General features: G+C 55.6%; 10 protein-coding genes. 6 read left to right on the forward strand and 4 right to left on the reverse strand.

Annotated elements, in window-relative coordinates; genetic code table 11:
- Positions 1-388: 388 nt before the first annotated feature.
- From AAGW23_RS06545 to AAGW23_RS06560, 4 genes are read left to right on the forward strand one after another with little or no spacing between them, the layout of a single operon-like run.
- Positions 389-3,148, forward strand: coding sequence for a class I SAM-dependent DNA methyltransferase (locus tag AAGW23_RS06545; protein WP_042926692.1), 2,760 nt, complete (start codon positions 389-391; stop codon positions 3,146-3,148).
- Positions 3,145-4,206, forward strand: a complete 1,062-nt coding sequence (locus AAGW23_RS06550; protein ID WP_042926695.1) for a PDDEXK nuclease domain-containing protein — start codon at positions 3,145-3,147, stop codon at positions 4,204-4,206. The genes AAGW23_RS06545 and AAGW23_RS06550 overlap by 4 nt, the downstream gene beginning before the upstream one ends.
- Positions 4,203-6,314: a DEAD/DEAH box helicase gene (locus AAGW23_RS06555; protein WP_042926697.1), complete on the forward strand. Its 2,112-nt coding sequence runs from the start codon at positions 4,203-4,205 to the stop codon at positions 6,312-6,314. Before AAGW23_RS06550 ends, AAGW23_RS06555 begins: the two co-directional genes overlap by 4 nt.
- Complete coding sequence (locus AAGW23_RS06560) at positions 6,307-7,497, forward strand: GIY-YIG nuclease family protein (protein WP_042926699.1); 1,191 nt, start codon at positions 6,307-6,309, stop codon at positions 7,495-7,497. Before AAGW23_RS06555 ends, AAGW23_RS06560 begins: the two co-directional genes overlap by 8 nt.
- A 251-nt stretch (positions 7,498-7,748) precedes the next feature.
- Here AAGW23_RS06560 and AAGW23_RS06565 read toward each other — a convergent pair whose 3' ends face one another.
- The 3 genes from AAGW23_RS06565 to AAGW23_RS06575 all read right to left on the reverse strand — a co-directional run bounded on the left by AAGW23_RS06565 (position 7,749) and on the right by AAGW23_RS06575 (position 10,363).
- Positions 7,749-8,861, reverse strand: a complete 1,113-nt coding sequence (locus AAGW23_RS06565; protein ID WP_042926702.1) for a helix-turn-helix domain-containing protein — start codon at positions 8,859-8,861, stop codon at positions 7,749-7,751.
- Positions 8,854-9,474, reverse strand: a complete 621-nt coding sequence (locus tag AAGW23_RS06570; RefSeq protein ID WP_042926703.1) for a hypothetical protein — start codon at positions 9,472-9,474, stop codon at positions 8,854-8,856. The genes AAGW23_RS06565 and AAGW23_RS06570 overlap by 8 nt, the downstream gene beginning before the upstream one ends.
- A 322-nt stretch (positions 9,475-9,796) precedes the next feature.
- Positions 9,797-10,363 carry a recombinase family protein gene (locus AAGW23_RS06575; RefSeq protein ID WP_042926704.1) on the reverse strand — a complete coding sequence of 189 codons (567 nt, stop codon included), beginning with the start codon at positions 10,361-10,363 and terminating at the stop codon, positions 9,797-9,799.
- Between the two features lie 226 nt (positions 10,364-10,589).
- On the opposite strand from AAGW23_RS06575, the gene AAGW23_RS06580 reads away from it, so the two are divergent.
- Complete coding sequence (locus tag AAGW23_RS06580) at positions 10,590-11,558, forward strand: hypothetical protein (protein WP_042926705.1); 969 nt, start codon at positions 10,590-10,592, stop codon at positions 11,556-11,558.
- 543 nt (positions 11,559-12,101) lie between these two features.
- Positions 12,102-12,467 carry a hypothetical protein gene (locus AAGW23_RS06585; protein ID WP_042926707.1) on the forward strand — a complete coding sequence of 122 codons (366 nt, stop codon included), beginning with the start codon at positions 12,102-12,104 and terminating at the stop codon, positions 12,465-12,467.
- 379 nt (positions 12,468-12,846) lie between these two features.
- On the opposite strand, the gene mobI is transcribed toward AAGW23_RS06585, so the two are convergent.
- Positions 12,847-13,308 (reverse strand): conjugative transfer protein MobI(A/C), encoded by a 462-nt coding sequence (gene mobI / locus AAGW23_RS06590; RefSeq protein ID WP_045429914.1) that lies wholly within the window; start codon positions 13,306-13,308, stop codon positions 12,847-12,849.
- Positions 13,309-13,701: the final 393 nt, after the last annotated feature.

Genomic DNA, 13,701 nt, shown 5'->3' on the forward strand with positions numbered 1-13,701 from the left:
AAGATAAAATAAAAAAGAGTAGTTCTGGGGGCGACGCAACCTCCTGAGTGAAAGCCCCGAAGCCATTTTGGGTTACGGGCAGCTACCGTAAGCTCGATTCGACGAAACCCACCAGCCCATTTGCCGCTTTTTCGCATTGCAGAAGCGCCTTCCTTTATCATCCCCGGCATCGTGTAATGATTGATTCCCCATTCACTGGCTCAGGGCGCTCGGCTGTCGAATCCAGTGGCATCCAGCATAAACCGAGGCGACTGAGCAGAGCTGAGTTGCGATGCTGACGCCAGGCCGACAGAGCGGCATGTGCCGGCCGGGATGTGACCCTCGCCCAAAAATTTTAGCGGCTAAAATCGCCGCCTTCGCGCATCAGCGATCTGGACAGTGGTAAACCATGAATGCAGTAGAAATTGAGTCCGCCATTTCGGACCTGGCCCTAGAGCCCTTTGACGCGGCGGAGTTCCCGTTCACCTTCCTGGCCGCATTCGGCAACAAGGAAACCGCGCTCAAGCGCCTGCGCGCTGGCAACAACAACGCCTCGGATGTACCTGGCGGCGTACTACTGCGCAGCAACATTCATATCGCCGCATGCGAGCCTGGCACCGTGGGCGAAACGCTCAAGGCCTTGCGCGCCAGCCCGGCCACCATAAAAGCTAAAGCCAAGTTCATCCTCTCCACCGACGGGCAAACGCTGGAGGCCGAAGAACTGATCACGGGTGAAACCATCACCTGCGACTACCCTGACTTTCCCAACCACTTCGGCTTCCTGCTGCCGCTGGCCGGCATCTCCACCATCAAGGAGATCAAAGACAACCCCATCGACGTGCGTGCCACCAGCCGCCTGAACAAGCTGTACGTCGAACTGCTGAACGAGAACCCGGACTGGGCCAAGACCGAACGCCGCCATGACATGAACCATTTTATGTCTCGGTTAGTGTTCTGCTTTTTTGCTGAAGACACAGATATCTTCACTGGCGACGGACTGTTTACCACGACGGTTGAGCACTACAGCGAGCGCGACGGCTCCAACACCGCCCAGGTGCTGTCGGAAATCTTCCGCGCTATGAACCTCAAGTTGGCCGAGCGTGCCGGTGCAGAACCGCGCTTGCCTGGCTGGGCCAACAAATTCCCGTATGTGAATGGCGGCTTGTTCTCTGGAAGCACTGAAGTACCGCGCTTTACGCGCATGGCGCGTACTTACCTGCTGCACGCCGGCAACCTGAACTGGCAAAAAATCAACCCAGACATTTTCGGCAGCATGATTCAGGCCGTGGCCGATGATGAAGAGCGCGGCGCACTGGGCATGCACTACACCAGCGTGCCCAACATCCTGAAAGTATTAAACCCACTATTTCTGGATGATCTGTGTGCTCAGCTGGAGGCAGCGGGCGACAACAAGGCCAAGCTGCTTAACCTGCGCAAGCGTATGGCGCGCATCCGCGTATTTGACCCAGCATGCGGTTCCGGCAATTTCCTGGTCATTGCCTACAAGCAGATGCGCGATATCGAGGCGGAGATCAATCGTCGCCGGGGCGAAGCTCACAATAAGTCCGAAATACCGCTGACCAATTTCCGCGGCATCGAGCTACGCGACTTTCCGGCAGAAATTGCCCGACTGGCCCTTATCATTGCTGAGTTTCAGTGCGATGTGTTGTATCGCGGGCAGCAGGATGCTTTAGCTGAATTTCTACCGTTAGACTCACAGAATTGGATTGTCTGCGGCAATGCGCTGCGGCTGGATTGGTTGGCGGTGTGCCCGCCGACGGGGACTAGCGTGAAGCTGGCAGCGAACGATTTGTTCGACGTGCCATTGGACCAATCTGAAATCGCCTTCGAAAACGAAGGAGGCGAGACGTACATCTGCGGTAACCCGCCGTATATTGGCGACAAATATCAATCGAAAGAGCAGAAGAGCGACATAAAAAGCCTTACCAAAAAAGACGTGCGCGCTGTCGATTACATCACTGGGTGGCTTTGGAAAGCATCAGACTACATTCGCAGCGGAGGCCGATTCGCCTTCGTTTCTACGAACTCTATCTGCCAAGGTGTTCAGGTTCCGCTGGTGTGGCCGAGAATAGTCATGGCGGGGCAAGAGATTTTCTTTGGCCACAAAGCTTTTCTCTGGGGTAACAACGCTGCTAGGAACGCGCAAGTCACCTGCATAATTGTTGGCGTGGCCAATTTAGGCGTCAAACAGAAATACATCTTCGACGGTGAAGAGCGAAAAGAAGTTGAAAGCATCAACTTATATCTCGCGCCCGGCAAAAATATCATCGTCGAGCGGGCGAATGATCCCATCTCTGGTGTATCGACCATGTTTGGCGGGAACATCCCGAGAGATCAGGGAAATCTGTTGCTCACGCCCGATGAGGCAAGGGATTTGCTGGACTCTTATCCTGAGGCAGCGCCTCTAATAAAGCCGATCCTTGGCTCCAAAGAGTTCATCAATGGCCTAGAACGGTACTGTCTCTGGATAACTGACGAACAAGCGCAGATCGCCTTTTCAATTCCGCCCATCAAGGCGAGGCTTGACCGCATACGAGAATATCGTCTGCATGGCAGTGAACGTGGCCGTGCCGGCCTCGACACACCCTACAAGTTTGAACGGACTATCATCGGAAACGACCACACCATCATCATTCCAAGCGTCTCGTCGGAGCGCCGCGCTTATCTCCCTTGCGGTTTGCTGACGAGTGACGTGCGCGTCTCAAATCTTGCACTTGCCCTCTACGACGCCCCACTTTGGAACATGGCCCTCATCGCCTCCCGCCTGCACCTCGTTTGGATTGGCACCGTCTGCGGAAAAATGAAAACGGACTTCCGCTACTCCAACACACTTGGCTGGAACACCTTCCCAGTGCCGAGGCTCACAGAGCAAAACAAGGTCGACCTGACCCGCTGCGCTGAAGATATTCTGCTGGCCCGCGAAGCACACTTCCCCGCCACCATCGCCGACCTGTATGACCCAGACACCATGCCTGAGAACCTTCGCCGTGCCCACGAGCACAACGATGAAGTGCTGGAGCGTATCTATATCGGTCGTCGCTTCAAGAACGACACCGAACGACTGGAGAAGCTGTTTGATCTCTACACCAAGATGACAGCAGACACAGCAAAGGCCACGCCGAAGAAGCTACGAGGGAAAATGGCATGAACGACACCCCTGCTAGCCTGACCACACCACCCGAGGGCTACGGCGAGTGGTTAGCAGACCTCAAAGGCCGCATCCATAGCGCCCAGCAGCGCGCCACGCTGGCGGTAAACCGCGAACTGGTGCTGCTCTACTGGCAGATCGGCAACGATATTTTGACCCGGCAGGCACAGCAGGGCTGGGGGGCCAAGGTGATCGAGCGGCTGGCCCATGACCTGCGCACCGCCTTTCCTGAGATGAAGGGATTTTCCCGCGCCAACCTGATGTATATGCGCGCCTTTGCCGAGGCCTGGCCGGATGCCGCAATTGTCCAACAGGCTGTTGGACAATTGCCCTGGGGGCACAACCTGGTACTGCTGACCCGGCTAAAAGACTCACAGCAGCGCCTGGCCTATGCCCAGAGCGCGATTGCGCACGGTTGGTCACGCAATGTGCTGAACATCCATATCGAAACCCGCCTGTTGGAGCGCAGTGGCACGGCGGTCACTAACTTCGACGTCAGCTTGCCCAAGGTGCAGTCGGACCTGGCCCGCGAGTCGTTGAAAGATCCGTATCGGTTTGACTTCCTCGGCCTGCGCGATGAGGCGCAGGAACGCGAAATCGAACACGCCCTGGTCAAACACGTCACCGAGTTTCTGTTGGAGCTGGGCGCAGGCTTTGCGTTTGTCGGGCGGCAGGTAGTGCTGGATGTAGGCGGCGACGAATTCTTCATTGACTTGCTGTTCTACCACCTCAAGCTGCGCTGCTATGTGGTGATCGAGCTCAAAGCCGGCAAGTTCAAGCCCGAGCACCTGGGCCAGCTTGGATTTTATATGACTGCGGTGGATCGCCAGGTCAAAGATGAACACGACAACCCCACCATCGGCCTTTTGCTCTGCAAGAGCAAAAACAAGATCGTGGCGGAATATGCGCTGGGCGATAAGACCCAGCCCATGGGCATTGCCGAGTACAAATTGCTCGAATCTCTGCCTGCAGAATTGCAAACCAGCTTGCCCAGCATTGAACAGATCGAACGTGAACTGGCGGGCGACGGCACCCTCATGGAGGACGAATCACAGTGACGAACACCACCAACCCGACCAACAGCTACACGGTGCCGTCGGTATCCATTGCTACAGCGCACACTGGGGCATCCAGCAAGGCAAATGAGCTGGGCATGCGCACCATGCAAGAGCGCGCCTATACCAAGCGCGGCGAACAGTACCTGCTGATCAAATCGCCCCCCGCATCGGGCAAGTCTCGCGCACTGATGTTTATCGCCTTGGATAAGCTGCATAACCAGAACCTGCAACAGGCCATCGTCATAGTGCCCGAGCGCTCCATTGGCGGCAGCTTTGCCGATGAGCCGCTGAGCCAGCATGGTTTCTACTGGGACTGGGTGGTGGCTCCGCAGTGGAACCTGTGCAATGCCCCAGGCATCGATGAGCCGCGTGTGGCCAAGTCCAAGGTGGACGCCGTGCGCGCCTTCCTAGACAGCAGCGACAAGGTGCTGGTCTGCACCCACGCCACCTTCCGCTTTGCCGTGGAAGAGTTGGGCATCGACGCGTTCGACAACCGCCTAATTGCCATCGATGAGTTCCACCACGTTTCTGCCAACCCAGACAACAAACTGGGCAGCCAACTGAGCGCGTTCATCAACCGCGACAAGGTACACCTCGTTGCCATGACCGGCTCCTACTTCCGTGGCGACAGCGCGGCCGTGCTGGCCCCGTCGGAAGAGAACAAGTTTGAGACGGTGACGTACACCTACTACGAGCAGCTAAACGGCTATCGCTGGCTCAAGTCGCTGGATATTGGCTACTTCTTCTACACTGGGAGGTACGTGGATGCGGTCGCCAAGGTGCTGGACCCGGCGCTGAAAACCATCGTCCACATTCCAAACGTAAATGCCCGCGAGAGCCTCAAAGACAAGGAACGCGAGGTCAACGAGATCATGAGTTCGCTGGGCGATTGGCAGGGTGTCGACCCGGCGACCGGCTTCCACCTGATCAAAGCCAAGGACGGCCGCACGCTGAAAGTGGCCGACCTGGTAGATGACAGCGACGCGGCCAGACGCTCCAAAGTGCTCGGCGCACTGAAAGATCCGGCACAGAAGAACAACCGCGACAACGTGGATGTAATCATCGCGCTGGGCATGGCGAAGGAAGGCTTTGACTGGATCTGGTGCGAGCATGCGCTGACCATCGGCTACCGTTCGAGCCTGACCGAAATCGTACAAATCATTGGCCGTGCCACGCGGGATGCCGAGGGTAAGGAGCGCTCGCGTTTCACCAACCTGATCGCCGAGCCTATGGCCGATCAAGCTGCCGTTGCCGAGGCGGTGAACGATATGCTCAAAGCCATTTCCGCCAGCCTGCTGATGGAACAGGTGCTTGCTCCGCGCTATGAATTCACCCCGAGGAACCACGGGGAGAAAGAGGGCTTTGTTTACAACGATGGTGAAGGCTATCAACCGGGCGGCACCAACCTGGGCGTGAATGAAACCACAGGCCAGTTCCATGTTGAGATCAATGGCCTGACCACGCCGCAAAGCACTGAAGCCACGCGCATCTGCAAAGAAGATTTGAACGAAGTAGTGACTAGCTTCCTGCAGGACAAAACCGTGCTGGAACGCGGCCTATTCGACAAGGAAAATACCTTGCCGGAAGAGCTGACCCAACTGCGCATGGGGAAAATCGTGCGCGAGCGTTACCCCGATTTGAGCGACGTCGACCAGGAAGCCATCCGCCAACACGCTATCGCCGCAATGAACATTACCCAGCAGGCCAAGTTGATGTTGGCTCAGGCCGACGCCAACGGGAGTGACACCTTACAAGGCAGCACTGCTCTGCTGGATGGCGTGCGCAAGTTCATTAACGTACGCGAGCTGGACATTGATCTAATCGACCGCATCAACCCCTTCGACGCCGCCTATGCGGTACTGGCGAAGGCGATGGACGAAAAGTCCCTGCGTCAGGTTCAGGCCAGCATTGCGGCCAAAAAGGTGAGCATTCCCGAAGACGAAGCACGAGACCTGGCAAAACGTGCCCTGCAGTTCAAGAACGAGCGTGGCCGCCTGCCTGACATCAACTCCGCCGACGCCTGGGAAAAGACTATCGCCGAGGGCATGGTAGCTTTCGCACGCTATCGTGCCCAAGCGAAGGCACAGGAGGGCTCTGCCAATGGCTGAAATGAACGATGACGAGCTGCTGAATGCGCTGGGGATAGAAGTCCCTTCACTCAAGATAACAACCCGAACCCCTCGCGAAGAACGCATCATCGCTGGCTTCGAGGACATTCAGCGTTTCTATCAAACCCACGGCCGCGCCCCACTGCATGGCGAGGATTGCGACATCTTCGAGCGTTTGTATGCCGTGCGCCTGGATCAGCTGCGCAAGCTGCCGGAGGCACAAACCCTACTGGCAGGCTTTGATAGTCACGGCCTACTGTCAGGTACTGCGGCCGCCGCAGTAAATGTGGACGACCTGGATGAGGACGCATTACTCGCTGAGCTCGGCATCGGCAGTGAGTCCGTCGATCAGGACGACATCACCGTGCTGCGGCATGTGCGATCCAGTGCGGCAATAAAGGCGGCAGAAGAAATTGCCGCCCGGAACCCGTGTAAAGACTTCGAGAGGTTTAAGCCACTGTTTGATGAGGTGGAAGCGGGCCTCAAACAAAAATCGTGGGTAACCAAGCCCTTTGGCAAGAACGCCAGCATCGAAGCAGGGGACTTCTTCATTTTGAGCGGACTGATCGCCTATGTTGCCGAAGTGGGCGACACCTACAGGACGCCGAATGCGGAGACAAATGGGCGCTTGCGCGTCATCTACTCCAATGAGACGGAAAGCGATCTGCTATTACGGTCCTTGCAGCGGGCGCTCTACAAAGACAGTGACGGCCGTGCCGGGTCTCGGCTCATCAAGGTAGATTCCGGCCCGCTATTCAGCGACATAACCGAGCCGGACGACATCGAGACTGGCACTATCTATGTGCTGCGCAGCCAGTCCAGCCACCCATTCGTAGCCGAGCACCGCGAGCTGATCCACAAGATCGGCGTAACCGGCGGCCGAGTGGAAACCCGTATCGCGGCGGCCGCGAAGGATGCCACCTACCTGCTGGCCGATGTGGAAGTGGTCGCGACTTACAAGCTTCACAACCTGAACCGTACCCGGCTGGAAAACATCTTCCACCGCCTGTTTGGCGCAGCGCAGCTGGACTTAACCATCGAAGACCGCTTCGGCAATCCGGTTAAGCCAAGGGAATGGTTCCTAGTGCCGCTGCATGTGATTGATGAAGCGGTTGAGCGCATTCGGGATGGGTCTATTACCGGTGTAGCGTATGACCCACAAACGGCTCGCCTGGTCAGCTGAGGCGCTGGGTATGCGCAACGGCTAAATAGTGATGATCAAATCCGGGCGGAAGCCAGTCTCTTCGCCCGGATATCCCCGAGGGTTGCAGACCATACGCGTGCCCGCCACTTCTTAGTCGACGGCTGTATGTGAATGCCCACGCACCCACAGTGCCATATGCGCCTCCCCCATAAGGTCTTCCCCGCGACTGGCATACGCGGCATCCATGTGAGTGCCGGCATGCGGGTTGCAGTGGACAGCTTCAGCGCGACTTAACCTACGTTAGCCTCGACCAGTCGCAAAGGAGATGACGGTACATCCAGCATGTACTGCCTGGTCACCATCTCTGCCGTAAGCCCGGCAGCTGTCAACACCCGCTTCCAGGTACTGTAATCCAGGAGATTGATCGCCCTCTGTACCAGCATAGGCGACTCCATAGGGATCAACTCGTCAAACTCCTCGTGCTTCGTGAAACCCTTTCGATTGAGGTACGTGAAGCCCGATTTAGCTTGCTCGGCAGTAAGCAGATCAAGGGTGTGAGCCCTGAAAATGAGCGCCTTGAAGCTTACCTTCCAACGAAGCTTCATTTCCTTGAGTGCCGGCCAGTTCAGGTACTTGCCTCGCATAGGGGGAAACTCTGATGCGAAACTTGCCCGGGGCATCAACAAAGCGCTGGCAAACTGGTTAGCCTGATCCTCAGTAAGGCGGCAACCGGTCTCAATGCCTTGGTGCATCACCAAATGGCCCATTTCATGAGCAAGGTCGAAACGTTGCCGGCATGGATTCACCTTTGCGGTGTTCCTCACGATCAACGGTCGTTTGTTGGACAGCGAGAACGCATCGACCTTGTCATCGGCTTCGGCCAGATTCACCACCAGCACACCAACTTTTTCGGCCAGCTTGGTCACACTAGACAGGGGGCCAATCCCCAGGCCTTGCTCACGGCGAAATTTTTCAGCAACTTGCTCGATCTTGTTGATACCGGATACCGGCTCCTCAAGCATGCTGAAACTCACTGCAGGAAAGGCAACTTCCTTATCCAACTCGTCAATCAGCAGCTCAAACATCTCGACCTGAGCCGCAATGGTCTTTTTGAGAGTCTGCGAGGAGGATCGGACGCTTCGAAAATGGCATTGCTCCAACTCCACCGAACCGCGTCGTGGCGTGAAGAAAAAACTCTCGCGCACGCCCAAGGCTTCAGATAGCTGGGCGAGTTGGGTGCCCGAAGGAATCGCATTGACTTCCAGCTTGTGCGCGTATTGCCGGGTAACGCCCAAGAGCTCTCCGATATCGGCGAGCGAACGCCCCGCCGCGCATCTAGCGAGACGGAGCTTGTCGGGCGAAAACTCGTCGCCAAGAGGCAGAAAGCCTGTTCTGTCATTCATTTACTGGATCAGCATCTCGTGTTGCGTTCTGGTCTGCATCTTTGTCCCGACGAGCGACTAATGGATCATCGATTGCCACCTCTTGTGGAAGCTCGGTGGTACGAGGAGCAAACAGAGGCACGTAGTCATGCACCCACTTACATACGAGGTTCCGGTTGGTATCGAAGCCCAGAATCGAAGCAGTCAGCGTCGGCCCGTCAAAGTTGCCGTCAGTATCGACATACAAACGCCAGGTAATGTTCTTGTCGATCGCAGGCCCCAGCAGGCTAGCCTGGTAAAGCTCAACTCGGTTGGATTGCAGTCGATACCCTTTCTTTCTGACCTCGGGATCGTCCATTACCACCTGCATCAGCACGCCATTCACACTCAGAGTGAAGTCCATGGTGCGGTTAGTGAGCAGCAGCCACGGAAGGGCCGGATCGCCGTGCAGGCGTTTGAACCGGCCGTGGACGCGGCCATACGGAAGTGTTCCCATAGTCCAGTTGGTATCGTCATCAGTAGAGGTGACTTCCAACGCACGGTAAGCCGCATCCAGAGCGTTATTGCAGATCAGCTCGACGTGTTCCGGCTTCAGCTTCGGTTCCAGCTCACTCGGGTGTTGGATCGGGGGCATGGGCCTCTCCATAAAAGCGTGCAAAACATAGATACTGTCAACCGGCATTTTTGTGCAAATTATGGTATCTGTCAACCTTCGTGCCCCTGATGCTCAATAGCTGCCTGGCGAAGCTTTTAAACCCGAAGCTACCTAAGACCGTTTCCCGGCAACAACACGGGACACTGACGGTAGAGTGCTCAGGTTGTACAGTTTTTGCTCAACCACCCCAAAAGCCATATACGACGCTACGTTTAGCTCACTGTATCTGCTCACTGGCTTACAGCGCTTCTAGGACGCTCATAATCCCCTGGTCGCAGTTTCGTGTGCTGCCAGGTGCAAGTTATCTCGGCCCGGTCTTACCGACGTATCGATACAGCGTTGTTCTCGATACCCCGTATCGCTTGGCTACGGTGCCAACCTGAATCTGTGGATCTTTGAGCAAAGCCTTTATTTCGCGGACTTGAGCCTCTTCCAGCGCAGGTTTACGACCACCTTTACGTCCTCGAGCGCGAGCCGCCGCCAGCCCTGCGCGGGTACGCTCTCGAATCAGGTTGCGCTCGAACTCGGCCAGGGCTGCGAACACATGAAAGATCAGCTTGCCGGCGGCGCTGGTGGTTTCGATTCGCTCGTTGATCGACTCGAACCCCACCCCTTCCTGCTCCAGCCGACTGACGATCCCAACCAAGTCAGGCAAGGAGCGGCCAAGGCGATCCAGTCGCCATACGACCAGAGTGTCGCCACTGCGCAGAGCCTTGAGACAGTGCCCCAACTCCGGCCTATCTGCTGACTTACCACTCATGGTCTCCTCGTAAACTGCGTTGCATCCAGTCAGGGCAAGTGCATCACGCTGCAGGTCGAGATTCTGATCATCAGTCGACACTCGGGCGTACCCAATCCGCTTTCCCATACGTTTTTCTCACACTGATTTCGGTACGGGAAAAGTGACAGGAAAGCGGTAAATCCCAAGCCCAAAAGATCATCTGGAATAGGTGTGCCATAAACGACCGTTTATTGGACGGATGCGCTCGTCAATTTCAGGCGCTGAAAGCGACCGAAACCGAACCCCAGAATATTTTTCCTCGCTCAACATTTCCTTCAGCAGCTCAGCACCTGAGCTGAATGGAGGAATGACCATGAAGCAGAGTTTCCACGCACATTTTGATCGGGACTTGACCAAGGCCGGTTCGGCAATTCTCAGGGAGGCAGTCCGGCGCGGGCTTCTCAGTCAGCACGAGGCCATGATCCACGACCAGCAATGGGCGCAGTTTAGTGCTTATGCCAACGAGTCTCATGAGGTAGACATCTTGGAATTCGTCAATAAAAAATTGGTGAGGGAGTACGGGGAAGAGCTCTATATCCAGACATACCAAGGAAATCTCCCACTACAAAGCGTGTCGGGCCTGCTTGAGACTGTATATGTAGTGATGGGCTTCGCAACTAATGGGCACTGGAAAGGCGCAGCGGCTAACGTCGGTAGCCGTCTTGGCTTTCCAAGCTATGCACGGATTACCGTACCGCGCAGTCTTGACCGTACTAAGTTTGAAACCGCGATGGTGGATATTCAGGCTCTCCACTCAGAGCAGCTAGCAACATTAATCAGGTCAGTTCGATACCTCGGCATGTCATTGCTTGAGGCTTTTTTCTTCGACGCAGAAGATGCTCACAAGGACGCCGAAGAAGAAAACATCTTTTATGTGTTCAGCAAAGATAAACATGAGCATCGGATCATTAATATCTCTGCTCCTGAGCAAATTTTAATTTTGAAGAAGGCCGCGGCATTTCAAAAGCTTCAGGGCAGCAGCCACGCGACACCAGCAGCTTGGTGTACATGGAAATTAAAGAACCTACCTGCAGCTCAAGAGCTTTTACTTTCTCACGGACTAAACATTGATGATTGTCGCGCGGCATATGCCTGCGAGCTCTACTGGCGATTGTCTGGTCACCACGCCCCGATTCTTGGGGGCAAAGCTCCCCAAGATGAGGATCTGGAGGCCCGGAATCACGTCGCCTACGAGCTCGGGAATATGCGTATCTGGGAAACTGATGCGTACGTTGGTGCCCGAGCCAACCTGAGGAAGGAAGCCGCCGGTACCAATCGCTAAGCCATCACACAGCAGATTTGGGATTAGATCAGACGCCCTTAACCTTGGCAGAGCTCGAATTAAAGGAGTCAGGGTATGGATCGTTTTGAATTGCTTGTATATGCCGTGCTTGCCGTCATCAGTGCGCTGACTATCGCAGGTGTAATTGGCTATATGGTCGCAGCGTACCTGGACAAGAAGCACGGCGACGATTGAGCCCTCAGCGGAACGGCCAGATACCTGCAACAAACTGTCCGCTGCCCCTTGGCAGCGGGCGCTTACCCAAATCCATCGGCAAGGCACACTACCGCTGCGATACGCAGTATTTTCCCAAGCCTATGAGGTCATGGGATGACTTCGGAAGGGCTGTCAATTTCCGCACCCTAGCGAAAGTGACCGGAGCGCCGAAGCGTTTAGATCTGCAACATGCACGCCCTCCGTGTGGCGAGCTAGCTTGCCGAGTACGCTAAAACCCGTGCGCGGACTCATGGGCAGCATCTCATCTTGGGTTTTCCGAAAGCTACCGGAGAGTGTTTAGCGACCTCATCTAACCGGAGCAGCATCATGGAATTTCGTCACCTTGGTAACGGGCAGTACTTCCCACCTATTGCACCAAACGGTCGGATTTACGCTGTACCTCTTGGGCAGGAAACCCAGGTAGAAATTTTCTGCCTGGCCCCAGTAGGCATCATGGGCGCGGGCATCCAATTACGCTGGTCAGAAATCGTTGGTTGTTACTACGACGACGAATCATGGGAGATCATCCCGCGCAACTACTCGGGACGAGGGATGCGCTTCCGCAGAGGCCTATCCTGCATCATGGTGATCGCAGGCAACGAGGCTCTCACGACCCACATCCAGGGCTACCCCATCCCCATCTGCGTAATGAACCGCATTGCATTCGAACAGCAGCGAGGCAGCGAGGGGTAGCGCGTTACCGTCACCACCCGCTGCGCGACACAGGTACCAGCAGGAACGGCACCTACCAATGTTTATTTTATGAAAGTGAAGCCTTTCACTACTAATACAGGTCAAAGCTGGCCGGCTGACTTGGTCGCAAGCGTCACTGCTAATAGCAAATACGGCCTCCGCCCCTGCCTGTATGGGCCTGCTGGCTGACGGCGAGTAGATTTAGCGCCCTACACTGCTTATAGCTCGAACCCGTCGCCTTCCCTGATCAAGCGCAGCAATGTATCTCGCCGTAGTTCACTGCTGATACGAGAAAGCCCCGCCAGACCAAGCTGCACGGGGCTTTCGGGATTTACAATCGGGTCAAATCTGTTAGGCACTGCTTATAGGTACTCAGCCGCTACCCTGCCGAATAGAGGTCGCCATGATTAAGCGCTTGGTATCTAGACAGCTTCTTCTCATAAGCGACCAACGTACGACGTAGCTGACGATTCTCGCTCGCAACGCGGCGAATCTCTGCAAGTCGCCCCTCAACTTGCAGAACGAGGTGACGGTATGGGTATTCAACAAACTCAAACGAGGAAGCCGGGTATTTATGTTTGCCATTCCCCTTGGCAATAGTCAGGGGCGCGAATTTGTTTTTTTGTCCTTGCAGCGGCACCAGTTTGCACCAGTAGATCGAATACGCATTCGGGCTCACCTGCTTGATTGATACGCCGGCCACAACAGATTTGACCCCGGTCTTTTTGTACAGCTTCATGGACGTATCCACATAGCTTGCTACCAAGCATCTCGCGTCCGTAAGCAGCTGCTCGTACTGCTGATCCAGCAGGGTGACTATCGTTTGTGCTTCTTTGCTCATGACGAAGGCTCTCTTCTTTGTAAGAGCCAAATGGTGACCGATCGCTGAGCACCCGGGATTCGATTTCAGACCGTTCTACCGTCGGAAATATACGAAAACTGGGCGAACTGGCTCACGCTGTGACCCAGCTTCGCATCAGATGACCGACGGATCGCAGAAAAACATAACATGCAAAGGATGCACGATAGATGACGACGGCAGCCTTGACCCTGAGCGGAACAAGGTCGACTTGTTAGAAGCAGATTACAGCGAGCGGGCGTGTATCCCTGCCAAGCTGCAACTGGCCAATTTCTGCCAGTTACGACAGGCAGAAATCGGCCGATTCTGTTGAAAAAGTAGCGACCTCCCCATGCCGTTGGCAAAATTGCTTTGTCAGCGGGCGTGGAGGCGAAC

The organism is Stutzerimonas chloritidismutans, from assembly GCF_038562055.1.
Taxonomy (GTDB): Bacteria; Pseudomonadota; Gammaproteobacteria; order Pseudomonadales; family Pseudomonadaceae; genus Stutzerimonas; species Stutzerimonas chloritidismutans_A.

Bases quoted from the DNA above. Each gene is read 5' to 3' on its own strand.
- AAGW23_RS06550 (WP_042926695.1), top strand. From the start codon at position 3,145: ATGAACGACACCCCTGCTAGCCTGACCACACCACCCGAGGGCTACGGC.
- AAGW23_RS06580 (WP_042926705.1), top strand. From the start codon at position 10,590: ATGAAGCAGAGTTTCCACGCACATTTTGATCGGGACTTGACCAAGGCC.
- AAGW23_RS06575 (WP_042926704.1), bottom strand. From the start codon at position 10,363: ATGGGAAAGCGGATTGGGTACGCCCGAGTGTCGACTGATGATCAGAAT.
- AAGW23_RS06560 (WP_042926699.1), top strand. From the start codon at position 6,307: ATGGCTGAAATGAACGATGACGAGCTGCTGAATGCGCTGGGGATAGAA.
- mobI (WP_045429914.1), bottom strand. From the start codon at position 13,308: ATGAGCAAAGAAGCACAAACGATAGTCACCCTGCTGGATCAGCAGTAC.
- AAGW23_RS06565 (WP_042926702.1), bottom strand. From the start codon at position 8,861: ATGAATGACAGAACAGGCTTTCTGCCTCTTGGCGACGAGTTTTCGCCC.
- AAGW23_RS06585 (WP_042926707.1), top strand. From the start codon at position 12,102: ATGGAATTTCGTCACCTTGGTAACGGGCAGTACTTCCCACCTATTGCA.
- AAGW23_RS06570 (WP_042926703.1), bottom strand. From the start codon at position 9,474: ATGCCCCCGATCCAACACCCGAGTGAGCTGGAACCGAAGCTGAAGCCG.
- AAGW23_RS06545 (WP_042926692.1), top strand. From the start codon at position 389: ATGAATGCAGTAGAAATTGAGTCCGCCATTTCGGACCTGGCCCTAGAG.